20 protein-coding genes and 1 pseudogene are annotated in these 23338 nt (G+C 69.0%); 14 read left to right on the top strand and 7 right to left on the bottom strand.

The features are described from left to right. Positions 1 to 252 precede the first annotated feature (252 nt). The gene (locus ADK66_RS28790; RefSeq protein WP_053660999.1) at positions 253 to 1080 is read left to right on the top strand and encodes an SAM-dependent methyltransferase; all 828 of its coding nucleotides are present in this window, start codon (positions 253 to 255) and stop codon (positions 1078 to 1080) included. A 156-nt stretch (positions 1081 to 1236) separates the two neighbouring features. Here the strand turns inward: ADK66_RS28790 and ADK66_RS28795 are convergent, their stop codons facing one another. Beyond that, a complete protein-coding gene (locus ADK66_RS28795; RefSeq protein ID WP_053660859.1) occupies positions 1237 to 1767 on the bottom strand; it encodes a MarR family winged helix-turn-helix transcriptional regulator in 531 nt (176 codons plus the stop codon). Positions 1768 to 1928: 161 nt separating this feature from the next. Between ADK66_RS28795 and ADK66_RS28800 the strand changes: the two genes are divergently transcribed. The 5 genes and pseudogenes from ADK66_RS28800 to ADK66_RS28820 all read left to right on the top strand — a co-directional run. Further along, positions 1929 to 4232: an LLM class flavin-dependent oxidoreductase gene (locus ADK66_RS28800; protein ID WP_053660861.1), complete on the top strand. Its 2304-nt coding sequence runs from the start codon at positions 1929 to 1931 to the stop codon at positions 4230 to 4232. Beyond that, positions 4222 to 5304: an LLM class flavin-dependent oxidoreductase gene (locus tag ADK66_RS28805; protein ID WP_053660863.1), complete on the top strand. Its 1083-nt coding sequence runs from the start codon at positions 4222 to 4224 to the stop codon at positions 5302 to 5304. Before ADK66_RS28800 ends, ADK66_RS28805 begins: the two co-directional genes overlap by 11 nt. Positions 5305 to 5425: 121 nt before the next feature. Continuing rightward, positions 5426 to 6949 carry a GMC family oxidoreductase gene (locus tag ADK66_RS28810; protein ID WP_053660866.1) on the top strand — a complete coding sequence of 508 codons (1524 nt, stop codon included), beginning with the start codon at positions 5426 to 5428 and terminating at the stop codon, positions 6947 to 6949. 487 nt (positions 6950 to 7436) lie between these two features. Next, positions 7437 to 7733, top strand: a complete 297-nt coding sequence (locus tag ADK66_RS28815; RefSeq protein ID WP_053660868.1) for a DUF1540 domain-containing protein — start codon at positions 7437 to 7439, stop codon at positions 7731 to 7733. Between the two features lie 127 nt (positions 7734 to 7860). Then, positions 7861 to 8628: pseudogene (locus tag ADK66_RS28820) on the top strand (DUF2470 domain-containing protein); the annotation flags it as partial. Here ADK66_RS28820 and ADK66_RS28825 read toward each other — a convergent pair. Both ADK66_RS28825 and ADK66_RS28830 read right to left on the bottom strand, forming a co-directional pair. After that, positions 8576 to 9703, bottom strand: coding sequence for a Gfo/Idh/MocA family protein (locus ADK66_RS28825; protein WP_053660870.1), 1128 nt, complete (start codon positions 9701 to 9703; stop codon positions 8576 to 8578). The pseudogene ADK66_RS28820 and the gene ADK66_RS28825 overlap by 53 nt on opposite strands. Beyond that, entirely contained in the window at positions 9673 to 10383 is a 711-nt protein-coding gene (locus tag ADK66_RS28830) for a ThuA domain-containing protein (RefSeq protein WP_053660872.1), read from the bottom strand. Before ADK66_RS28830 ends, ADK66_RS28825 begins: the two co-directional genes overlap by 31 nt. A 192-nt stretch (positions 10384 to 10575) precedes the next feature. Here ADK66_RS28830 and ADK66_RS28835 point away from each other — a divergent pair, with 192 nt between their 5' ends. The 5 genes from ADK66_RS28835 to ADK66_RS28855 all read left to right on the top strand — a co-directional run bounded on the left by ADK66_RS28835 (position 10576) and on the right by ADK66_RS28855 (position 15405). Beyond that, on the top strand, positions 10576 to 12117 hold the full coding sequence (locus ADK66_RS28835; protein ID WP_053660874.1) for a phenylacetate--CoA ligase family protein: 1542 nt from the start codon (positions 10576 to 10578) through the stop codon (positions 12115 to 12117). Further along, positions 12114 to 12560 (top strand): hypothetical protein, encoded by a 447-nt coding sequence (locus ADK66_RS28840; RefSeq protein WP_053660876.1) that lies wholly within the window; start codon positions 12114 to 12116, stop codon positions 12558 to 12560. The genes ADK66_RS28835 and ADK66_RS28840 overlap by 4 nt, the downstream gene beginning before the upstream one ends. Beyond that, on the top strand, positions 12557 to 13639 hold the full coding sequence (locus ADK66_RS28845; RefSeq protein ID WP_053660879.1) for a hypothetical protein: 1083 nt from the start codon (positions 12557 to 12559) through the stop codon (positions 13637 to 13639). The genes ADK66_RS28840 and ADK66_RS28845 overlap by 4 nt, the downstream gene beginning before the upstream one ends. Then, positions 13636 to 14532 (top strand): hypothetical protein, encoded by an 897-nt coding sequence (locus ADK66_RS28850; protein ID WP_053660881.1) that lies wholly within the window; start codon positions 13636 to 13638, stop codon positions 14530 to 14532. The genes ADK66_RS28845 and ADK66_RS28850 overlap by 4 nt, the downstream gene beginning before the upstream one ends. A 69-nt stretch (positions 14533 to 14601) precedes the next feature. Further along, positions 14602 to 15405: an SGNH/GDSL hydrolase family protein gene (locus ADK66_RS28855; protein WP_053660883.1), complete on the top strand. Its 804-nt coding sequence runs from the start codon at positions 14602 to 14604 to the stop codon at positions 15403 to 15405. Between the two features lie 93 nt (positions 15406 to 15498). Here the strand turns inward: ADK66_RS28855 and ADK66_RS28860 are convergent, their stop codons facing one another. Continuing rightward, complete coding sequence (locus ADK66_RS28860) at positions 15499 to 17232, bottom strand: cellulose binding domain-containing protein (protein ID WP_053660884.1); 1734 nt, start codon at positions 17230 to 17232, stop codon at positions 15499 to 15501. A 542-nt stretch (positions 17233 to 17774) separates the two neighbouring features. Here ADK66_RS28860 and ADK66_RS28865 point away from each other — a divergent pair. Next, positions 17775 to 18815, top strand: a complete 1041-nt coding sequence (locus ADK66_RS28865; RefSeq protein ID WP_053660886.1) for a LacI family DNA-binding transcriptional regulator — start codon at positions 17775 to 17777, stop codon at positions 18813 to 18815. Between the two features lie 8 nt (positions 18816 to 18823). Here the strand turns inward: ADK66_RS28865 and ADK66_RS28870 are convergent, their stop codons facing one another. Continuing rightward, positions 18824 to 19273 carry a MarR family winged helix-turn-helix transcriptional regulator gene (locus tag ADK66_RS28870; RefSeq protein ID WP_053660889.1) on the bottom strand — a complete coding sequence of 150 codons (450 nt, stop codon included), beginning with the start codon at positions 19271 to 19273 and terminating at the stop codon, positions 18824 to 18826. 56 nt (positions 19274 to 19329) lie between these two features. Between ADK66_RS28870 and ADK66_RS28875 the strand changes: the two genes are divergently transcribed. Together ADK66_RS28875 and ADK66_RS28880 are read left to right on the top strand one after the other, a co-directional pair. Then, on the top strand, positions 19330 to 20424 hold the full coding sequence (locus ADK66_RS28875; RefSeq protein WP_053660891.1) for a bifunctional NAD(P)H-dependent oxidoreductase/GNAT family N-acetyltransferase: 1095 nt from the start codon (positions 19330 to 19332) through the stop codon (positions 20422 to 20424). A gap of 86 nt (positions 20425 to 20510) precedes the next feature. Next, positions 20511 to 21200: an alpha/beta fold hydrolase gene (locus tag ADK66_RS28880; protein WP_053660893.1), complete on the top strand. Its 690-nt coding sequence runs from the start codon at positions 20511 to 20513 to the stop codon at positions 21198 to 21200. Between the two features lie 374 nt (positions 21201 to 21574). Here the strand turns inward: ADK66_RS28880 and ADK66_RS28885 are convergent, their stop codons facing one another. Further along, positions 21575 to 22813 carry a hypothetical protein gene (locus tag ADK66_RS28885; protein WP_053660895.1) on the bottom strand — a complete coding sequence of 413 codons (1239 nt, stop codon included), beginning with the start codon at positions 22811 to 22813 and terminating at the stop codon, positions 21575 to 21577. Continuing rightward, a complete protein-coding gene (locus tag ADK66_RS28890; protein WP_053660897.1) occupies positions 22800 to 23333 on the bottom strand; it encodes a SigE family RNA polymerase sigma factor in 534 nt (177 codons plus the stop codon). The genes ADK66_RS28885 and ADK66_RS28890 overlap by 14 nt, the downstream gene beginning before the upstream one ends. Positions 23334 to 23338 lie beyond the last annotated feature (5 nt).

Raw genomic sequence — 23338 nt, forward strand, 5'->3', positions numbered from 1 at the left:
AGGCGTACCTGATCCGGGGGGGGATCCGCCGCCCCTGCGTGCCGCGTTCAGCGTCCACGCAGGGGCGGCGGAATGCCGTCCGGAGCCACCTTTCGGCGTGCCGTCCGATGAATGTCCTGGTGACGGGCGGGTTCGCTGGGAGCGGTACCAGTCGGGGCGGAAATCCAACCCTCCCTATCGCTACACTCGCCGCAACGCCGGAGTCGTCAGCAGATTCTGGCTGGCGCTGATCCGTTCTGAATGGAGACGTCTGTGACCCGCGATGAGGCGGCACCGCCCGGCATCGACCCGAACATCCCCAGCGTGGCCCGGGTCTATGACTTCTTCCTGGGCGGCAAGGACAACTTCGAGGCCGACCGGAAGGTCGCCGAGCACGCTCTGCGGATCACTCCGGACGGTCCGGCGGCCGGTCAGGCGAACCGGGCCTTCCTGCGTCGGGTGATCCGCTTCCTCGTCACCGAGGCGGGCATCGACCAGTTCCTCGACATCGGATCGGGGCTGCCCACCCAGGGCAACGTCCACGAGGTCGCCATCGAGCACAACCCGAAGTCCCGGGTGGTGTATGTGGACAATGACCCGATCGTCCTGGCGCACGGTCGGGCACTGCTCGCCGCCGAGGGCACCGCGACGGTGATCCAGGCGGACGTCCGGTCGCCACAGCAGATCCTCGACGATCCCGACGTACGGCGGTTCCTCGATTTCGACAGGCCGATCGGCTTGCTGCTCTTCGCGATCCTGCACCACATCGGCGACGACGAGGACCCGCGGGCGATCGCGGCGACGTTGATCGACGCGCTGCCCTCCGGCAGTTACGTGGCGATCTCGCACTTCCGTGACCCTGGTGAGCGCGACCCGGAAGGCTCCCGTAAGGCCCGCGAGGTCGAACGGGTCTTCAACGAGTCGCTGGGCACCGGCCGCTGGCGCACCGACGAGGAGATCCTCGCCTTCGCCGACGGGCTGACCGTGCTGGAGCCGGGGCTTGTGCCGCTGGCCGAGTGGCGTCCGGAGCCGGACGCTGCCGGACCGAACCAGACCGACACCTACCACACCTTCGTCGGCCTCCTGGCCCGCAAGCCGTAGGACACACGCCGTCGGCGGGGTCACCCCGCCGACGTTCGGCGTACGCCGTCGCGGCGGAGGTATTCGCCGCGATCGGCCACAGCCCCCTACCGGCGGCAGCCCCGACGGGCCACAGCCGCGCCCGGCGCCAGCCACCATCGGCCGGGCGGTATGACGTCAGGAGGCGGGCTGCTCCGCCGGAGGTAGGACGCTGATCACCGCCACGCAGGGGTCCGTGCCCGGTGCGGCGGCGTGGATGGCCTCGGCGGCGCGCTCGGCGAAGTCGCGGAAGGCGTCCCGCTGGTCCTCGGGCAGGCCGCCCAGCACGTGGTCCTCGACGTGGGCCACCCGCCGCTCGGCATCGACGAGTGCCTGGCGTCCTCGTTCGGTGGCCACGATCCGACGGGCGCGTCGGTCGCGCGGGTCCAACTGCCGCTCGATGAGACCAGCGTTCTCCAGGTCGTCGATGACATAGGTCAGGACGCTGCGGTCGATCACCAGGCGGGCAGCCAGAGCGCCCTGCGTGGGCACCTCTTCGTGGACGACCACGGCCAGGATGTGGTAGCCGCGGCTGCCGTGCGGCAGGTCCTTCAACGCCTCCTCGACGTGCTCATGCCAGCGGCGCAGCACCATCCCGAGGGACCAGCCGAAGTTCGAACCGCGTCGACGGTCGGCTGCCAGTTCGCAGTGGTCAACGGCGTCGGGCATCCCTCGATGCTAACAGCCGATGTGTTGATCAAACACTGTTTGTCCCGTCAGACCATGCTCCGGCGAGGGGAATGCGTCGGCCCGACAATATGTTGCTGAGCATAAGATGCGTCCGACAGACGATGTGTCTGGACAACAGTCATCGAGGATTGGATGAGGAAATGCCTGATTACGGCCATGAACTTCTGTTAGGGACGTTCCTGACGCCGAGCGCCCGGGATCCCGACCAGGTGATGGCGCTGGCCGAGCTGACCGAGGCGGCAGGGCTGGATCTCGCCACCTTCCAAGACCACCCGTACAACCCGGACTTCCTCGACACCTGGACCCTGCTCAGTTGGGTGGCCGCCCGCACCGAGCGGCTCCGCGTCTCCGCGAACGTCCTGAACCTGCCGCTGCGTCCGCCCGCAGTCCTGGCCCGCGCCGCGGCGAGCCTGGACCGGCTCTCCCACGGCCGGTTCGAACTCGGCCTCGGCGCCGGCGCCTTCTGGGACGGAATCGAAGGCATGGGTGGACGCCGGCTGACCGCCGGCCAGGGCGTCGCGGCGCTGCGCGAGGCGATCGACGTCCTGCGTGGCGTATGGGAAGACACGTCGGAGCCGCTGCGCCGCGACGGGACGTACTATCCGGTCCCCGGCATGCAGCGCGGCCCGACGCCGGCGCACGACATCGGCATCTGGCTCGGCGCCTACCAGCCGAAGATGCTGAAACTGACCGGCCAGAAGGCCGACGGCTGGCTGCCGACACTGGAGTACCTCCGGTCGCCGGACCGGGTCACCGCCAACCGGCTCATCGACGAGGCGGCGGTCGAGGCGGGCCGGGACCCACGCGAGATCCGGCGACTGCTCAACCTGTTCCAGGTCAGCGCGTCGTCGCACAACCGTGGCTTCCTCCAGGGTCCACCCGAGCAGTGGGTCGACCAACTCCTTCCGCTGGTCCTCGAAGAGGGGTTCAGCTCCTTCCTGATCGGCCGCGACGACCCACGACTCATCCAGACCTTCGGGCAGGAGATCGCCCCCGCGCTGCGCGAGGCCGTCGCCAAGGAGCGCACGGGACATCACACCGAACAGGGACCGGTCCGGTCGGCCGTCGCCCTCGCCCGACGCCAGCCCGGCGTCGACTACGACGCACTGCCCGAGTCCCTGGCCACCAAGGCCGTCGAGCCCGGCGATCCGCAGTACGAACGTGTGCGCCACAGCTACATCCGGCAGGGTGCGCCAGCCCTGGTGATCCGCCCGGCCAGCGCCGCCGACGTGGTGGATGCGGTGGCGTACGCGCGGACGCAGGACGTACCGCTGTCGGTGCGCAGCGGCGGCCACGGCATCAGCGGCCGGTCGACGAACGACGGCGGGATCGTGATCGACATGTCGGGGATGAACAAGGTGGAGGTGCTCGACCGGGCCACCCGCCGGATCCGGCTGGAGACGGGTGCCCGCTGGGGGCACGTCGCCCAGGCGCTTGCCCCGTACGGCCTGGCGATGAGCTCGGGTGACTACGGCGACGTCGGCGTCGGCGGCCTCGCGACCACCGCCGGTATCGGATACCTCGTCCGCAGGTACGGGCTGACCATCGACCACATCGTCGCCGCCGAGATCGTCACGGCGGACGCCACACTGGTCCGGGCTGACGCCGAGCACCACCCCGACCTGTTCTGGGCGATCCGCGGCGCCGGCGGCAACTTCGGTGTGGTCACCGCGCTGGAACTGGAGGCGTACGAGGTCGGCGATGTCGTCTTCGCACAGCTCACTGTCGACGCGAGCGACCCCGCCGGCGTGCTCCGTCGCTGGGGGCGGCTCGTCGAGGACGCGCCGCGCGAGATCAGCAGTTTCCTCAGCCTGTTTCCCGGCCGCCGTGGCAACCCGCCGATGGCCCAGGTGACCCTCGTGCACGCCAATGACGACGTCGAAGCGGCGCAGGCCGCCCTGGGTCCGTTCCTGGAGATCGGCCCGATCCTCGACCAGCACGCCCAGCTCGCGCCGTATCCGGCGATCGTCGCGCCGCCCGGCAACCAGCATCGCGGGCAGGGCCTGAGCGACACGCACAGCGGGCTGTTGCACCACGTGACCCCGGAGGCGGCGGATGCCATGGCGGCAATGATCCGCTCCGGCGACGTGATGATCATGCAGTTCCGGTCCGTGGGCGGCGCCGTCAACGACGTCGACCGGGACGCGACCGCCTATCCGCACCGGGAGCAGAACTTCTCGGTGATCGCCGCCACCGTCGCGGACCGCAGGCCCCAACTCGACAAGCTCTGGGCCGACCTGCGCCCGCACCTCGACGGCATGTACCTCAGCTTCGAGTCCGACACCGACCCGGAGCGGCTGCTCGACGCCTGGCCCGAGCCCACCCTCAGTCGGCTGCGTGCCATCAAGGCCACGTACGACCCGGACAACGTCTTCAACCGCAACTTCCCGATCCCACCGGCACCCGCACGGCAGACCAGAGAGGAGGCCGACGATGTCGTTTGAGATCGGCCTGATCACCTTCGGCGAACTCACCGCCGACCCGGCCACCGGTCAGCTTCCCGAGCCGCACCAGCACCTGCGTCACGTCATCGAACTCGCCGAGGTCGCCGACCAGGCGGGCCTGGACGTCATCGGCGTCGGCGAGCACCACCGTTCGGACTTCGTGGCGACAGCGCCACCGATGGTGCTGGCCGCGATGGCGCAACGCACCAGACGGATCCGTCTGACCAGCGCCGTCACGGTGCTCAGCTCCGACGACCCGGTCCGCGTCTGGGAGCAGTTCGCCACCCTCGACCTGCTCTCCAGCGGACGCGCCGAGATCATCGCCGGGCGCGGCTCGTACACCGAGTCCTTTCCGCTCTTCGGCTACGACCTCGCCGACTACGCGGACCTGTTCCGGGAGAAGCTCGACCTGCTGCTGCGGATCCGCGAGACGAACCCGCTCACCTGGTCGGACGGGCGCTTCCGCCCACCGTTGCACGAGGCCGACATCGCGCCCCGGTCCCTTCAGAAGGAGCTGCCGATCTGGGTCGGCGTGGGCGGCACGCCGACCTCCGCCGTCGAGACCGGCGCCCGAGGGCTGCCCGTGATGCTCGGGGTCCTGCTCGGCACCGTCGGCAGCCACTCCCGGATCGTCGACCTCTACCGGTTGGCGGCCGAGCGGGCCGGGCGCGATCCGGCCACCCTGCGGGTCGGGCTGGGCGTGCAGGGTCACGTCGGCCGGACCAGTGCGGGGGCGCGGCGGACGATGTACCCGCACTTCACCGCAGGCTTCCGGGACAACAACCACAAGCGGGGCCAGGGATTCGTACTCAGCCCGGAGAAGTTCGACGCCTTCACCGGTCCGCAGGGTGCCCTCGTCGTCGGCAGCGCCCAAGAGGTGATCGACAAGGTCGCGGCCTACCACGAGGTGTACGGCATCAGCCGGTTGCTCCTGCACGTCGGCTTCGGCGGAATGCCCCAGGCGCGGATCCTCGACTCCGTCGAGCGGCTCGCCACCGAGGTCGCCCCGGTGCTTCGCCGGGAGCTCGCCGTCCCGACCGTCACCTACGCGGGTGCCACCGACAGGCGCTAGACCAGCTGTTCCCGGTTCAGCCGATGTGTTGATCTAAAAATGTGTTGTCGCACAGAATATTTGGCGAGCACACTACAAGGGTGCCCGGCTCGACCGGCCCTGAAATTTCGGAGAGGCAAACATGACAACCATCGAAAACGCCGACGTCGTGGTCGTCGGTGCCGGAACAGCCGGCTCCGTCGTCGTACGGCGGCTCGTCGACGCGGGACACCGCGTCGCGGTCATCGAGGCCGGCCCGACGGACGGGCGGCCGGAGATCGCCAGCCCATTCGGGGCGGGGGCCCTCTTCGCCAGCGAGGTCGACTGGGCGCTGTCCACCGTGCCGCAGTCACACGCCAACGGCCGCGTCCTCTACCAGCCGCGCGGCAGGAGCCTCGGCGGCAGCACGATCCTCAACGGCATGCTCTACATCCGCGGTGCGCGCAGCGATTACGACGCGTGGGCCGCCGCCGGCGCCACCGGCTGGTCCTGGCCGGAGGTTGAGCCGTACTTCCGCCAGCTGGAGAACTACGACGGCCCGACCGACGGTGCCCGTGGCACCCACGGCCCGCTCCCGGTGCACCGCAACACCGACCCCGACCCCCTGGTGACATCCTTCGTCGACGCGGCGGTGCAGGCCGGGCACCCCTACAACGACGACTACAACGCCGGGGACAGCCGTGGGGCAAGCTACGCCCAGGCCACTGTCGACAAGGGCGAGCGGGTGACGGCGTGGCGGGCGTACGTGCAACCGGTGGTCGACTCCCCACTGCTGCGGGTCATCACCGACGCGCTGGTCACGAAGGTCGTCATCGAGGACGGCCGGGCGGTCGGAGTCGAATACCTCCAGGACGGCGCGCGTCGCGTGATCCGGGCCACGAAGGAGGTCGTGCTGTCAGCTGGCGTCTTCGGCACACCTCAGCTCCTCATGCTGTCCGGCATCGGCGCCGCCGACGAGTTGCGCCAGCACGGCATCGAGGTGGTCCGGGATCTGCCCGGCGTCGGGCGTAACCTCCGCGACCACGTCGCGAGCCCCATCGTGTGGGAGAGCCGCCGGACAGTCCCGACACCACGGATGACCGGCATCGAGGCCCAGTTGATCACGGACTCCGGGGATGCCGGAGTGATCCAGCCCGACAGGCAGGCGGTGTTCGTCAGCTTCGTGTACTCCACCATCACCGAGAACCTGCCCGAGCAGGGCTTCACCGCGCTCGCCATCCTGCTGCACCCGCACAGTCAGGGCCGGGTGCGACTGCGCTCCGCGAACCCCGCCGACGCGCCCCTCATCGACCCCGGCATCCTGTCCGACCCCCGTGACACCGAGGCTCTCGTCGACCACCTCGAATCACTGCGGAACGTGGCCCAGCGGCCCGCGCTCACCGAATGGATCAAGTCCGAGGTCTACCCCGGTCCGGAAGGCACGAGCCGCGACGGGCTTCGCGACTACGTGCGGGCCTCGGCCGACAGCGGCCATCACCAGGTGGGTACGGCGCGCATCGGCACCGACCCGCTGGCGGTCGTCGACCCGCAACTCCTCGTGCACGGCCTGGCCGGGCTGCGGATCGCTGACGCCTCGATCATGCCCACCACTCCCGCGGGCAACACCGCCGCACCAACCCTCATGATCGGGGAGCGGGCTGCCGACCTGATCCTGGGCAACGGCTGACCGTTCTCGATCTGACGAGAGCGTGGCCGGACCGTGCCGACGGTCCGGCCACTCGCATTCCGTGGCGTTCGCGCGGTCGTACCACGAAGGTGGGATCGGTTCGACAGCCACCCGACGCCTTCCACGTTCGTGAAATAGCGCCGAGCAGCCGAAAGGCGCCGTTGCGCAATTGCGGGATCTGCCGAACTTCCTCTCCTTTCCGCGACGCGGTAATGCGGGCCGCCAAGCGCGCACAGGGCCGTCCAGCAGGTAAGGGAAGACTTACCTAACAATGTGGCCTGACCCCCGACGCAACCGTCAAGGACAACGAAAACGCCGGTGCGGGCAACTGTGCGCTGCTAGCGTGATGTCGTTCGACACTTTGATTCGAGGTCCCGACCGGTGGCGGGTTTGCCGCCCACCTGCGTGGCAAATACGGACTGACATTTGAGTACGCCGGCTCGACGAGTTCTTTACCGCGCCGGCCCTTACGGTTTGGGAGAACATCATGAAAACTCTGCTCCAGTCGCCCCCCGTGCGTGAATGTGCCGCCACCGCGTGCAGCTTCAACGCCAAGGGCTGTCACGCTCCAGCGATCACCGTGGCCTCGACGGGCGACGCCGCGTCCTGCGCCACGTTCGTGGAGTCGTCGATGCAGGGCGGCATCCCCGAGGTGACAGGGGCGGTGGGCGCGTGTGCGCGCTCCGAGTGCACCTACAACACCAACCTCGCCTGCACTGCCGAATCCATCACCGTCGGCCCCGGCGCCACCGTCAGCGACTGCCTCACCTACCAGCCCGCCTGACGGCCACGGGCGCGTGCCGACGTGACATCACACCCACGGCACGCACCCGCTTGGCAAAGGTTAGCCTTACCTACTACTGTCACGATCCGAGGCCGATTCACCTTCACTACGGGCCAAGGGGACTGACATGCTGTTCCACCCAGCCGGGCGACCGACGGAGCTGGCGCATCCCGCGCACGCTGCCGTACCGGCTGATCGGGCCGCTGTGACGGCACGGTCTGCCCTGGCCGCTGCCCCGTCCCTGCGGCTCCGGTTGGGCGACGCCTGCGCCGACCTCATCGAGTCGCACGCCGTCCTGCCCGACGGCACGGTGATCCTCGCGGTGGATGCGATGAGCCGGACCGGCGGACTGCTGGTCGCGGCTCGCGGTCGGCCGGGCGCGGTACGGCTCGACGTGACGCAACTCGTCCCGGTCGCCGTACGCTCCCGCGTGCGGGCCAGGGTGTGGATGCAGGGCACCGCGCGCCGGTTCGACTCGGGCATCCTGGACTCCTGCGACTGCGACACCGTCATGTCCCTGCTCGACCTGCCCCCCGTCGCGCTGTGGGCTGTCGAACCCGTCGAGATCGGCCTCACCGACGACATCGGCGACACCAGCGTGAGCGTCAGCGCCTATCGCGGCGCGCGGCCGGACCCGCTCGCCGCCGACGAAGCCGTACACCTGCAGCACCTCACCGACCGGCACGGCGATCTCCTCGACCAGCTCGCCGCACGTGTCGACCCCGCGTTGACCGCCGGGTCGACGCGGGTCGTACCGGTTGCCGTCGACGCCGACGGCATCGTGCTCCGCGCCGAGGCACCGGCCCGGCACACCGACGTCCGGCTGCCGTTCGCCCACCGGGTCACCAGGAGCGCCGACCTCGCCGAAGGGCTGCGGATGCTGCTCGCCGAGGCGTGAGCGGCACTGGTACGGGTCGCTCCACCACCGTCGTCAGCTCCATCCGCCGGCCCTCGGCCGCCGACCGGAGCAGGGCGGTCATCGTGTCGAGTACGTGCAGCGCGACGTCGCCTCCGGCGCGCGGCGGACGCTCACCGTCGGCGGTGACAAGGTCGATCAGACCGACGCCCCGGGACGCCTCCGCGTAACCGGCCAGCGGTTCGACAACGCGCCATTCGGTGCCTCCGAGCGCGCAGAGCCGGACCGGCCCGTCGAAATTGTTCGGGTCGGGTACGGCGAGAGTGCCGGTCTCCCCGTGCACCTCGATCGGTGCGGCAGTCGTCGCGACCCCGTCGAAGCTCATGGTGATGGTGGAGAGAGCACCGTTGACGTGTTCGAGCACGCCTGTCACGTGGGTGTCCACCCCAACCGGAATCCGCTGGCCGAGACGCGGGCCCGAGCCGATGACGCGCTCGGGGCGCAGGCGGCTGACGGTTCCGCCCACCGCGTGAACCGGCCCGAGCAGGTGGATGAGCGTCGAGATGTAGTACGGCCCCATGTCCAGCAGCGGGCCGCCGCCCGGGGCGTAGTAGAAGTCGGGGTGGGGATGCCAGCGCTCGTGCCCCGGCGTGACCATGACGGCCGACGCGGACAACGGGCGGCCGATGAGCCCGCCGTCGATCGCCGCCCGCGCCGTCTGCGTACCGGTGCCCAGAACGGTGTCCGGCGCGCACCCGACGCGGACGCCGGCCGCCGCGGCGCGTTCGACGATCGAAAGGCCGTCCTCGAACGTCACGGCGAGCGGCTTCTCGACGTACACGTTCTTGCCCGCGTCGATCGCGCCGAGCGAGATCTCGGCGTGCGCCGCGGGGATGGTCAGGTTGAGCACCGTCTGCACGTCCGGGCGGGCGAGCAGACGCTCGACGGTCAACGCCTCGGCGTCGGGGATGGTGGCCGCCGCCGCAGCAGACCGGGCAGCGTCGAGGTCGGCCAGCGCGGCGATGCTCACCGCCGGGTGGTTCGCGAGTGTGTTCAGGTACGCGCGGGAGATGACCCCGAGACCTACGACGCCGACGCGGTGCGGGTCGCCCACACCATCCCCCTCTCGATGACGGTACGGACGCCCGGGTGCTCCAGCACGTCGAGGCTGTGCCCCGGGGTGGTCACGACGACGCGCCCGGCACCCCAGAGTCGGGTCCAGATCGCCGGCGAGGTGACCGGCCGGTGCCACGGATGCCACTCCTGCGTCGGGTGGGTCGTCACGGCCAGGACGTCGATGAGGTCGTCGTGCAGCACCCAGTACTGCTCGGTGACCAGGTCGAAGTCCTCGATTCCCGTGGTGATCGGGTGTTCCCGGCCGAGGTCGGTGATGCGCACGGTGTGCGGCAGGAAGTTGTCCTCCTCGCCACCGTGACGCTCGCACGGCTCCCGACCCGGGTGGGTCGCGAACTGGCCGCCCACCAGATGCAGGTACTCAGAGGACGCGCGGAACGAGTCCACGATGCCGCCGTGCCAGCCGGTGAACCCCGTACCGGCGATGACCGCCGCGCTGAGGCCCGCCGACTGCTCCGCGGTGATCTGCGACATCGTCATGCACTGCACGACGAGGTCGGTGCCGGCCATCTCGGCGGCGTCGGCGTAGATCTCCGTCGACTCCTCGACCCGTACGACATAACCACTTCGTTCGAGGAAGGGGATGAACAACTCCGTCGCCTCGACCGGCCGGTGCCCCTCCCAGCCGCCCCGGACCACCAACGCTCTCCGCTGCGCCACCCTCGCTCCCTCCGTGCCTGTCGAGAACCGACACCGTACTCGCGGTTGCCGCCTCGGACCATTGACGCGGAGTACGCTTCGGCCGTCGCAGCGGAAGACCCGCCCGGTGGGCGCCTGCTGGGTCGGGATACTCAGGACGGCCGAGTATCCGGCATCAGGCGCCCCACTCGAAGATCCAATAGCCTGGGGCGCGTGGTGACATTCCTGCGCCGATGGACGTTGCGCTTCGCGAGCTTCGCCCTGACCTGGCTCTACACGCTGTACCGGATCCATCCGGCGATGTGGCGGCTCACCGCGCGTCAGTATCGTCCGTACATGGGTCGCTTCGCCCGGCTGCACGCCTGGATGACCTGCCAGTTCGCCGCCATCGACGTGCCCGCGTACGGCCACTACCTCCGTGCCAACAACTGGCGGTTCCGGTGGTTCGACCTGTCGTCGTACCCGCCCACCGACAAGCGGTCCTACGTGCAGGCGTACCCGGAGGCGCAGCGTTGTTGGCACGGTGAGATCGAGATCGCCGGCAGTGTGGTCGACGAGTCGTCGGGCTCGTCCGGTCAGCCGTTCAACTGGATCCGCAGCCGCCGGGAGTTGCGCTCGGTCCACAAGAACCTGGCCGGCTACGCCACTATGGTGTTTCCGTCCAAGCGGCGGTTCGTCATCAATGCGTACTCGATGGGTGCCTGGGCCACCGGGACCAACACGGGCATCGCCATGTCCACGATCGCCATGGTGAAGAACACCGGACCGGACCTGCAGAAGATCGTCGACACCCTGCGGTACTTCGGGCCTGGCTTCGACTACATCGTCACCGCGTACCCGCCGTTCCTCAAGCATCTGCGCGACAAGCTCGACGCCGAGGACTTCCCGTGGGCTGAGTACCGCATCAGCGGCCTGGTCGGCGGTGAGGGGATGACCGAGGCGCTGCGCGACTATCTCCAGGAGCGGTTCGTCAAGGTGCGCTCCGGCTACGGGGCCAGCGACCTCACCATCGGCATCGCAGGTGAGACCGACTTCAGCGTCTGGGTCCGCCGGCGTCTGCGTACCGACGTCGCGCTGCGGACCGCCCTGCTGGGGGCCGACGAGCATCGGCTGCCGATGGTCTTCCAGTACAACCCGCTCGAGACGTACCTGGAGACCACCTCGGACCAGGAGGTGCTCTGCACGATCAACTCGACGGCGCTGCTCAGTCCCCGGGCCCGCTACAACATCGGCGACGAGGGCCGACTGGTCTCGTACCCGGACGTCGTGGCCGCCATCGCCGACCCCGAAGCGCGGGCCGAGGCGGAGCGCGCCTGGCAGGTCGACCGGATGCGGCTGCCGTTGCTGTTCCTGTACGGCCGCAAGGACAGCACGATCTCGTACATGGGCGCCAACATCTACCCGCAGGACGTCGAGTACGGCCTCTACACAGGCAATGCGCAGGCGCACCTGCTGCAGAGCTTCTGCCTGGAGTTGACCGAGCAGGCCGACCTGGAGAGCCGGCCGGTCGTCCACCTGCAACTTCGCGAGCACCTGGCGCTCGACCCCGACCAGCGTCGAAGCCTTGTGGACACCTGTCGCGCCGGGGTCCTGCGTCACCTCGCCGAGGTCAGCCGCGACTTCGCCGAGTCCCTCGCCGAGGATCCGTCCGCCGCCGACCTGCGGGTGGAGGTCCACGAGTTCGGCACCGGCCCGTTCGCCGACGCCGCCTCTAAGATCAAGAACGTGTACCTGGTGAAGGGCGTGACGGTGTGAGGACCAGCGACTTCTCGGCCGCGCCGCCGGTGGGCCAGGCGACGGCGATGTTCGTCGGCGCCACCCGTTACCGCGGGCCGCGCTCGATCCTCACGCTCACCCGTGTGTGGTTCAAGATGGTGCGGCAGATGAAGCGGATGGACGGCTACCGCTGGCACACCGTGTATTACCAGTTCCCCTTCACTCTCGGCACCATCGCCTTCTTCAGCGACCGCGACGCGCTGCTGAAGTTCGCCCGCAGCCGCCACCACCGCGACCTCATGTGCTGGGTGACCGATCACGGCACGAAGAACGCGACAGGCGGCTACATCCGCCTGTACAACGCCGAGCCCCAGGGCTACAGCAACGGCATCTGGCGGGCCGAGTCCGACGGCATGGCACACATACCGACCTTCACCCCGCTGTCCACCGAGACGTCCGGCCCGACGGTGCATCGCGGATGAGACTGGTTCCCGTGCAGTCGAGGGCAGACCTGCGGACGTTCGTCGACTTCCCGCTCCGGCTCCACCCGACCGACAGGTACGTGCCCCTGCTGTCATCGGTCATCGCGAACCACCGCCGCAGTGCCGAGCTGTTCCTGGTGCGCGATCGACACGGCGCCGTCGTGGGACGCACGAGCATGCACCGCAGCGCGGCCTTCGACGCCAAGGTGGGGCCTCGGCAGTTGTTCGGGCACACCGAGTTCGTCGATGACGACGACGTCTTCGCCGCCATCATGGACGGCGTCGAGGCCAGGGCCGGCGGCCGACCGATCTTCGGCCCGGTGGCGCTGCTGCCCAACCAGACCGGCGGGGTGATCACCTCCGGTTTCGCCGACCGCGGCTTCGTGGACTCCGCGTGGAACCCCGCCTACTACCCGACGGTGTACGAGCGGCACGGCTTCCACCGTCGCTTCGAGGCGGACACCTGGCTTGTCGACCTCGACGGTACGGCCGCCGCCGACCCCGATCACGGGTTCGCCTTCGACGACGCCCGGATCGCCGCCGAACAGCTCGTCATCCGGTACGGCTCCCGGTGGCGCCTGCGCAGTCAACTGCCGATCCTGCGGCAGATGCTCAACGCGAGCTTCGCCCAGCTCGGCTACTACACCACCATCTCCGCCGAGCAGTTGGCGGAGCAGACGGACGGCCTCGCCTTCCTGCTCGACGAGTCGCTGCTTCTCTGGTTGGAGAAGGCGGGCCGTCCCGTCGCGTTCGTCGTCACAGTGCCGGACATCTCCGAGTACCTCATGAGCATCGGCGGCCGGCTCGGCGTCACCAACCAGGTCCGCCTCCTCGCCACCCGCAACCGGTACCGTCGTGACGCCGTCCTCATCATCAAGGGCACGGTGCCCGACGAGCAGGGCAAGGGGTACCTGACGCTGCTGTCCCGGGAACTGCACCGCAACCTCGCCAGCAACGGGTACCGCACCTTGCGCAGCACCTTCGTCGAGCGGACGAACGACGCCTCGGCCGCCCAGTACCGGCGCGCGGGCGGACGGCCGCTGCACGGGTACACCTTCTACGAGAGGGCGGCGGCGTGAGCTGGGTGCAGCAGTTGCGGGCCAACGAGGCGATCTGCAACCGGGCACCGAGCGCGCACAACACGCAGCCGTGGCGACCGGAATACCACGCCGACAGGATCGTCATCGATGTCGACGCCGCCCGCAGCCTGCCCGACTCCGACCCGACCGGCCGCGATCTGGCCCTCGGCATCGGCGCCTTCGTGGAGACCTGCCTCATCGTCTCCGCCGAACTCGGTCTCTCCGTCGCCGCAGCCCCCGGCCCGCAACTGATCCCCGCGGCGAACCGCTACCGGACTCCCTTCACGATCGCCGACGTCGAGGCCCGCCGGGTCGCCCGTGGTCCCTACGAGCCCGGGTACGTCGACGCTGACGTCATCGCCGACCTGGAGCCAGGCATCGCGCACGTTCTGGCCCGGGATCTCGCACCGGATCTGGAGGTCGCCGACCGCTGGATGTTCGGCACGCCAGCCGTCGCTGTCGAGTTGCGTGACTGGCTGCGCCTCAGCCCACGCCATCCCCGGTACCACCTCGACGGGCTCACCGACCGGGCGCTCGCCCTGTCCCGCTCCGAAGCATGGGCCCTGTCCACAGCGCTTCGCGCGTACCGCGTCACCCGCCGGCTGGGCCTTGCGGCCCTGCTGGCCGCCAGCGGCCGCGGCCTGCTGCGTTACGACGGCAGCGTCCTGGTCCTGCTCGCCGACGGCGACGACCGCATCGCCGCGGGCAGGCGCCTTCTGCGGACGTGGCTGACCCTCGCCCGGTACGGCCTGGCGGTCCATCCGCTCAGCCAGCTCCTCGACTGCCCGGCGACGGCCGCTCGGCTCGCAGAGCGGGTGGGCGGCCAACCCCTCGCGGTGTTTCGCGTCGGTCACCCTCTCGCCGAGCCGGTCCGCTCAGCACGACGCATGTAGGAATCTTTCCTGCATCAATATTTAGTGGTATCTATTTCACACCGATCCTCCTAACCACCGGAGAGCGACGTGTGGAGATCCCGCCTGGCAACTCTCGCCCTGAGCCTGGCCACCGCCACGGCTGCCACCCTCACCCTGACAGCGCCCGCACAGGCTGCGCCCGCCGACCACTACGTCGCCCTCGGCGACTCCTACTCCTCCGGAGTGGGTGCCGGTAGCTACACCGCCGAAAGCGGTTCCTGTCAGCGCAGCACCAACGCCTACCCGGCGCTGTACGCCACCAACGTGCGACCCGCGTCGTACCGCTCGGTCGCCTGCTCCGGTGCCACCACCACCAGCGTGATCAACACGCAGCTCAGCGCGCTCAGCGCCACCACCACCCTGGTCAGCGTCACGGTCGGCGGAAACGACGTCGGCTTCGCCAACATCATGACCACCTGCGTGCTCTACGGGACCACCGACTGCGTGGCAGCCGTGCAGGCCGCCGAGAACAAGGCCCGCGCAGACCTCCCCGCCCTGCTGCGCGCCGTCTACAACGGAATCCGCACCCGCGCGCCCTCGGCCCGCGTGGTGGTCGTCGGCTACCCGGTCTTCTACCAACTGGGTACGACGTGTGTGGGGCTCAGCGCCACCTCCCGCGCGAAGATCAACGAGGGCATCAACCTGGTGGTTGACATCACCCGAAGCGCCGCCCTGGCCGCCGGCTTCACCTTCGCCGACGTACGGTCGAAGTTCGTCGGGCACCAGTTGTGCAGCTACGGCGAGAAGTGGTTGCACGCCTTGAATTTCGCGAACATCGGCGTCTCCTACCACCCGACTGCGGCAGGCCAGTCCGGCGGCTACTACCCGGTCTTCCGCTCCGTCGCCGGCTGACGCCGAGGGCGCCTGACCGGCCGGGCCTGTGGGTGCGGCTGATGAACCGCACCCACAGGCCTGACCGGATGGCGACGAGCCCGGTGAGCTGCCTCAGAGGGTGAAGACGAGGGTGGAGATGCTGCGGGCACCCACGTTGATGGTGGCCTGACCCCCGTTGACGGCTGTCGGCTGACTGGCGGCGTTGGCGTTCTGCGAGGTGAGGTAGTGCTCCGCACGGGTGACGTTCTGCGGAGCCTGGACCACCGCGTTGTTGACCGCACTGTTCGACCTGTTGAGGATCACCAGAGTGATCTTCCCGTCGCCCTGGAAGGCGGTCACCTCCAGCGGTGACGCCTTGGAGCTCTTGGTCAGGGCGACGCGCTGGTAGCCGGGGCGCACGTACTTCGCGTACTGCGAGAAGGCGTACCCGCGCTTGAGCGGAGCGCCCGCGACGGTCCCGTACGCGGACTCGCCGTCACCGATGAACGAGTAGTAGCGCTTGCCGTACCACCAGATGTAGGCGCTCCAGTTGGCCTCCATCGACTTGTGCACCGTACGCATGATGTCGTCGAGCGTCTCGTCCCAGACTGCCTGGTTGGCGGGGTTGCCCCAGATGTTGGAGCCGCTGCCGTCGGCCTCGTGGTGGTTCCACTCGGTCATCCACACCGGCTTGTTGTACTGCTCGGCCAGGGAGTACGGCCGCAGCCGGCCCGACTCCTCGGTGCCGTAGAGGTGCCCGCCGATGTAGCCGATGTTGTTGCGGGCTGTCGCGTCGTTCAGGGTCGGATCGGTGAAGTTGTAGTTCAGGTTCACCGCCTCGGCGACCATCAGCTTGGTGTTCTGCACCCTGGCGCCCTGGTCCCGGACGAACGTGCGCAGTTCGGTGCCGCTCCAGTCCATCGAGTCGTAGTCCGGGTGCCAGTCCGGCTCGTTCTGCACCGATGTCACGTCGATTGTCACACCCTGGCCACGCATGTACTGGACGTAGCTGTTCAGGTGATTGGCGTAGTCGTCGTAGTAGTCGGTCCTCAGCTTGCCGCCGTTGACCCGACTGTTGTTGGTCTTCCACGCCGCAGGTGCCGTCCACGGCGAGGCGAGGATCTTCACGTTCGACCCGGACGCCTTCGCCGTCTTCAACGAGTTCACGTGCGTCGCCCACTCACTGGACACCGGCGAGAGACCGGTACGCACTATCGACAGCCCCAACTGGTTGGGTCCCATCCCGACCAGAGTCTGCGTCTCGGCAGTCGACCACGCGCTACCCCAGATCGACTGGGCGGCACCGAATCCGTCGACCGTCTGGTACCTGGTGGCGCTGTTCACGGTGATGTCCGCCGGCCCGGTCGGCGGTGGGGTGGTCGGGGGCGGAGTGGTCGGCGGCGGGGTCGTCGGCGCGGGAGTCGTCGGCGCGGGAGTCGTCGGCGTCGTGCCGCCGGTGCAGGCCACCCCGTTCAGCGCGAAGCTGGTCGGAGCCGGGTTGCTGCCGGTCCACGAACCGTTGAAGCCGAACGACGCCGTCCCGTTGGTGGGGATGGCCCCGTTGTAGCTGACGTTGGTGGCGGTGACTGCCGCGCCGCTCTGGGTCACCGTCGCGTTCCACGCCTGCGTCACCGTCTGGCCGGCGCCGTAGGACCATGTCAACGTCCAACCCGACACCGCATCACCGTGATTGGTGATGACGACGTTGGCCCCGAAGCCTCCCTGCCACTGCGACGACACGGCGTAGTCGACCGAACAGCCGGCGGCAGCGGCCCCCGCCGGTAGGGCTGCCGCCACCGCCGTCGATGCCAAAAGGACGGCACCCGCCGACATCATGGCCATCGTGGTCCTTCTCGGTCTTCTCATCGACAATCTCCTAGGTGTTCGGGGCCGCCCGGATCAGAGGCGGGTACAGGTGAGGGACGGTCGTCGCCGTCAGTGACGGTGCGCCCCGATTGGCGTGGAGGCACCCAGCCGTCCAGGTCCTCGATGGAGACGTTCCGGGTGCTGCCGCCGGGTGCGTTACGCCCACCCCGGAGCTGGGCTGTGATGCTCTGCTGCGAGGAATCATCGTTAGCGCTAACAGGGCGGCCCGTCGCACCCGGCGCTGAAGTCGTCGATGTCTGGCGGCGTCCGTGCTCCCAGCCGGAGCGCCACCATGCCCGCATCGACTTTCGTGGATTGAAGGGCTTCTCGTCAAGATGCGGCGATGAGGTTTCGCGAAAGTGATTTCTTGCACCGCGCTGGCGTGGCACCGCCCGACCTCCGGCGCAGTGACAGCCGAGGGTCGCCGGCGGAGCAGCAGTGCACGAAATGTTGTCGCGAACATTTCAGTGGGGCTGGCTGGTAGGCGACTGCGGCGTACCGGCTGACCGGGCGGGGCCACGGTCCACCCGTAGAATTCGTTCGTGATCGATGAAGGCCACGGACGCCAATCCCGCAAGCCTTGGCGCGGTGACCTGCCCATCGCCACGATCGCCGAACTGGCCGGGGTCTCCCCACCGACGGTCTCCAAGGTCCTCAACGGTCGAGGTGGCGTGGGCGAGCAGACCCGACTGCGGGTGGAGGCGCTGCTACGCGACCACGGTTACCGCCGACGGCAGGCCAGCGGCGCGGCCCGCTGCATCGAGGTGGTCTTCCACCAGATGCTGCCCTCGATCGCCATGGAGATCCTTCGAGGTGTGCAGGAGGTTGCCGGCGCGAGGGACTACACGGTCGGCTTCAGCGATGTCCGGCGGCGCATACTCGCGGGCCAACAGTGGGTGGAGCCTCTGCTCATGCGCCAGCCGGCCGCCGTCATCACCGCGTTCTCCCTCATCACCGCCGATGACGGCAAGCGGTTCGCCGCAGGCGGCATACCGCTGGTCGCCATCGATCCGACAAGCGACCTCTCCCCCACGCCCGCGGTCGGGGCGAACAACTGGAGTGGTGCTCTCGCCGCCACCCGGCACCTTCTCGACCTCGGCCACCGGCGGATCGGTGTGATCACCGGGCCGGTCAACGACCTGTCCGCGCGGGCCCGCCTGGACGGCTTCCGCGCCGCGTTGGACTACGCAGGCGTGCCGTTCGACGAGACCCTCGAACGACGTGGCGTCTTCAGCTTCGACGACGGCAACGAACTCGGCGGTGAGCTGCTTGCCCAGGACGCACCGCCGAGCGCCGTCGTCTGCGGCAACGACCTACAGGCGTTGGGCCTCTACACCGCGGCCCGGGCTCGTGGCCTGCGGATTCCGGAGGATCTCAGCGTCACCGGCTTCGACGACATCGATCACGCGCCATGGCTGACCCCGCCCCTGACCACGGTACGACAGCCCTTCGGTGAGATCGGTGCCACCGCCGCCCGGCTGGCCCTGGCCCTTGCCGAGGGCGGTCGCCTGGCCCAGGAACGGTACGAACTCGGCACGACCCTCGTCGTCCGTGGCAGCACCGCACCGCCGGCCGCCCGATGATCCGGTGATCAGTCCGGCAGGTCGGCGACCCGGGTCGACAGTTTGCGCAGCACCGCGAGTTCGTCCGGGCTCAGATGATCGAGGAAGCGCGCTCGTACGGACCGAAGGTGGTGCGGGGCGGCTTCGTCCAGAACCGTCAAGCCTTCATCGGTCAGGTGCAGGATGCAGCCTCGGGCGTCCTGTGGGTCGGGCTCCTTGTCGATGAGTCCCCGAGCCTGCATGCGGGCCGCGTGGTGGGACAGCCGGCTGCGTGACCACTCCATCTTGGCGGCGAGGTCCTTGAGCGCCCAGCGCCGGTTCGGCTTCTCAGAGAGAGTGCTCAGCACCTCGTAGTCGGCCGGCGACAGACCAGAGTCGCGGGCCAGGTCCCGGCTGAGCCGCGCCGGCAGCGCTGTCAACAGTCGCCGGAAAGCGCGCCACGCGTGTTCCTCGTCCTTGCTGAGCCAGGGGGTGTCCACCTGGCCACAGTACTACTCGTTGACATGTCATAGAAACCTCGGCTAGCTTCTGTGACATGTCAACGAATACAGCGGCCGCATCCCTGCACGTACTGGTCATCGTCGCGAGCACCCGCCCCGGACGGCTGGGCCCGGCGATCGCCGACTGGTTCGTCCAGGCGACCCTTCCGGCAGCCTCTTCCACCGGGGTCACTCTCGACATCGCGGACCTGGCCGACATCGGGCTGCCGCTGCTCGACGAGCCCGAGCACCCCTCCAGCGGCGTGTACGCGCACGAGCACACCCGGGCGTGGAGCCGACAGGTTGCCGCCGCTGATGCGTTCGTCGTGGTGACGCCCGAATACAACTACGCAATGCCTGCGGCGTTGAAGAACGCCTTCGATTTCCTCTACCACGAGTGGGCGTGGAAGCCGGTGGCGTTCGTCAGCTACGGCAACACCTCGGCCGGCACCCGCTCCGTGCAGATGGCCAAGCAGGTCGTCACCACTTTGAAGATGATGCCCGTCGGCGCCACCGTCGCTCTGCGCATCGCCGATAGCACCAGCAACGGTCAGGTGCTGCGATCGGCAGGACTCGACGAGACCGCCCGCAGAATGCTGCTTGAACTGACCCGGGTGGCCTCAGCGATGCGGCCCCTGCGTACCGAACCCGAGAGTGAGGTCACCGGGCCTGTCGACGGGCTGAGGCTGACCACAGCCCAGCCCGACGACCTGGCCGAACTGCTCGTGCTCCAGCGGTGCTGCTGGGTGCAGGAGGCCCTCGCGAACGACACCCTCGACCTGGCGCCGCTGCGGGAAACGCTCGACGAACTGCGCGAGTCGATGTCGACCTGGCACCTGTGGTGCGTACGGCGGCATGGGCGCCTCGTGGCAGCGGTGCGGGCGCGGGCGCGTGAGCGCGCGTGGCTGATCGGCCGCCTCATGGTCGCTCCCGACCAGGCCGGCAGCGGCATCGGCACCTGGCTCCTCTCACACGTCGAGCAGCAGGCCCCCCAGGAGGCCGCGCACTACGAACTGTTCACCGGCCGCCGCAGCACCCGCAACATCAAGCTGTACGAACGCGCCGGCTATGCCCTCTCCCCCGCTGAAGGCACCCCGCACGACGCCGTCCGCCTCACGAAACAGCGGCAACCGGTCGCCCGTCTCGGGTGAGGTGGCATCGGCGCTCCGGGCAAGGTGGGCTCTGCCCACGGCGGAATGTATTGCGGCCAGAGATGACGGTTGGAGAGGCTAAGGAGGTGCCTGAACTCATGGACATCATGGTCGGAAACGTGCGCCTCTCATTGCGGCTGTGGCCTGCCGTCGACGAGGACAAGCCGCCCACCCTGCTGCTCCACGCCATGGGCATGACCACAGGCGACTGGGATGTGATCGCCTCGGGCCTTCGTGTAGACCGCAGCGTGTACGCCGTTGACCTGCGGGGCCACGGTGCCAGTGACTGGCCCGGCACGTACACGATGGATCTGTTCGCACACGATGTCATCGGCGTCCTCGACCGGTTGGACATCGGCGCGGTGGACCTGGTCGGTCACTCCCTCGGCGGCTTGGTGGCCTGCCGGGTCACCGCCGAACGGCCGGGGCTCGTCCGAAAACTCGTCCTTGAGGACATCGGATTCCTCCACCCCCGACCGCCGCGGCTTCCCGAGCGGCCCGCAGGGGATCTGCCGTTCGACTGGCACATGGTCGAGCAGATCCGGCCACAGATCGACGACCCGGATCCGGGATGGGCCGACATCGTCGCCCGGATCACGGCACCAGCGCTGCTCATCGCCGGCGGTGCCACCAGCCCTGTCCCCCAGCAGCACATCGCCGAGCTCGCCGATCGCCTGGCCGACGCGCGGCTGACGACGATCGCGGCAGGCCACCTGATTCACGAGGCTGCTCCAGCCGAGTACCTCAGGACGCTGACCGCCTTCCTCACCGCCTGATCGACGCCATCCGCCCTTGTCGCCGGTCAGGCAAGCGGCTCAAGGCCCTTTGTTCGCGCCGTTGGGATGGTAACCGCGTCCACCGAGGGCTGATGTGTGCTACATGAGCGGCGTCTACTCTTCGTCACGAGATCGAACAACTTCGCCTGCAGCTACGTCGTCTCTTCTCCGTCGGCGGCGATCGACTACCCGTACCGAAACTCGAACTCGGGTAAGACTGCGATCACACATTCACGATCATGCCGAGAGAGTTGTCGCCTCCGCAGACGGTCGCGGGCAACTGCCGAAACTGCCGGCAGTTGCCCGTGACCACGTTGTGCCATCCCGGAGCCGAGCGACGGTAGAGAGCCGCCCGTGGTGTCCGGTGCTGGGTGTTACGGCTGGAGCGCCTTGGCCGCAGGGGTCCAGGTCGACTCGTCATTGACGTCGGCGACCGTGATCCCCTTGGCGATCTTCTCCAGCTCGGACTGCGACAGGGCGTTGCCGAGGCCACCGGTGCTGACCTGGACGACGACCTTTCCGTCTGCGCTCCACACGTTGCAGAAGCCGCCGACTTCGGGGCCGCCGCCGTCGCCGACAGGCCGGTTGGAGGCGTTGTGGCACTTCGTCGTACCGGGCTCCGGCGACTGGTTCGAGCTGGTGCTCGGCGTGACGAAGATGTGGAACCCGTCCTTGATGGTGCCCTCGCCCTGGTCGTACGGTGCGGTCAGGCCCGAGAGGGGCGCGGCCGGCTTGGTGTACGTCGCGCCGCCGTAGTCACCGGCGCGGGCCGTGGCGATGCCGCTGAGACCGGGCAGGGCGTGCGTGCCGATCTGCAGCGGCTTGTAGCCCCGCGGCACGTAGCCCACCGTGAACGGCACCGGGGCGGGCGTCGGACGGCTGGGCTTCAGGCCCTCGACCAGGCCGCCCAGGTCCTCGAAGCTCGGGGCGGCCTCGTCGGTGGAGACCGACGTGACGGCGGCCCAGGCATTGTCGGCGTACTCCCAGGCGAACAGCTTGTTTCGCGGGTCCAACTCGTTCTGCGGATCGAGGCCGACCGGCAGTGTCGCCTGCACGGCCCTGCGCCCGGCCACTGTGACGTTCCTGCCGTCCTTGATCCCGGCGGGGTCGAAGGCGCCCGGCCGGTAGACGGTCAGGTACGCCCACAGGCTCGGCTTCCCCCCGGCCTTCTTCTTCTGCTCGATGGTGTCGCCCTGAGCATCGGCCTCCTCTTTCGTGAGGGGCTTGTCGTTCGAGGTGTGGCCGTCGGAGTAGACGGAGGCGATCTGGTATGCGGTGGACACCACGATCGGGTCCTGCACGTGCAGGGTGCCCGCGTCGTACCCCTTGAAGGTGAAGGTGAACGGCGCGGCATCGGACCACTCGGCCGCGCCGTTCCCGGACGCCGCCGTCCCCGCCGGGGCCGGGGCCGGGGTGCCCTGCTCGGCGCCCAGGACCGGCAGCAGGAACGCGCCGGCGACCGCGACCACGACGAGACCGGCCGCGCCGGCCGACGCGAACCCGGCGCGACGACGCCGCTCGGCCCGCCGGCCCGCCAGGATGATGTCGTCGACGGTACGGGCCGTCGGTGGCTCGTCGCCGGTCACGGCGTCCACCAGGTCATGCAATTGCATTGGTCCACTCCTCCATCGGGTTCCCGTTGAGATTGATGCGCTCGGCGGCCAGTGACTCGCGCAGCTTCGCCAGGCCCCGGGAGACCTGGCTCTTGGCCGTGCCCACAGTGCAGTTGAGGACGCCGGCCGTGTCCTCCAGGCTCAGACCCAGGTAGTGCCGCAGCACGACCGCTGCCCGCTGCCGGGCCGGCACGGCGTCGAGCGCGGCCCGCAGGCGCATCCGCTCGTCGGCCGCACTGACCGGGTCCCCTACTGTGACCTCCGGCATGGCGTCCCCTGCCGACCGCTCGCGCCGCCAGGGCCGCCGGGTCTCGTCGATCGCTGCCCGATAGACCATCGTCTTTACGTAGAGATCGGGCCGCTCCAGCTTCCGCCAGCGCGGGTAGAGCTTGATGAGCGCGTTGGCCACGGCGTCCTCTGCCGTGTGCCAGTCGCCGCAGGTCACATACGCCAGCTTGCGCAGCGACGTCATCTCTGACGTCACGAACTCGCGGAATGCCTGCTCGTCTTCGGCTTTCACGTCGA

It is taken from the genome of Micromonospora sp. NRRL B-16802 (assembly GCF_001279555.1).
In the GTDB taxonomy this organism is placed as follows: Bacteria; Actinomycetota; Actinomycetes; order Mycobacteriales; family Micromonosporaceae; genus Micromonospora; species Micromonospora profundi.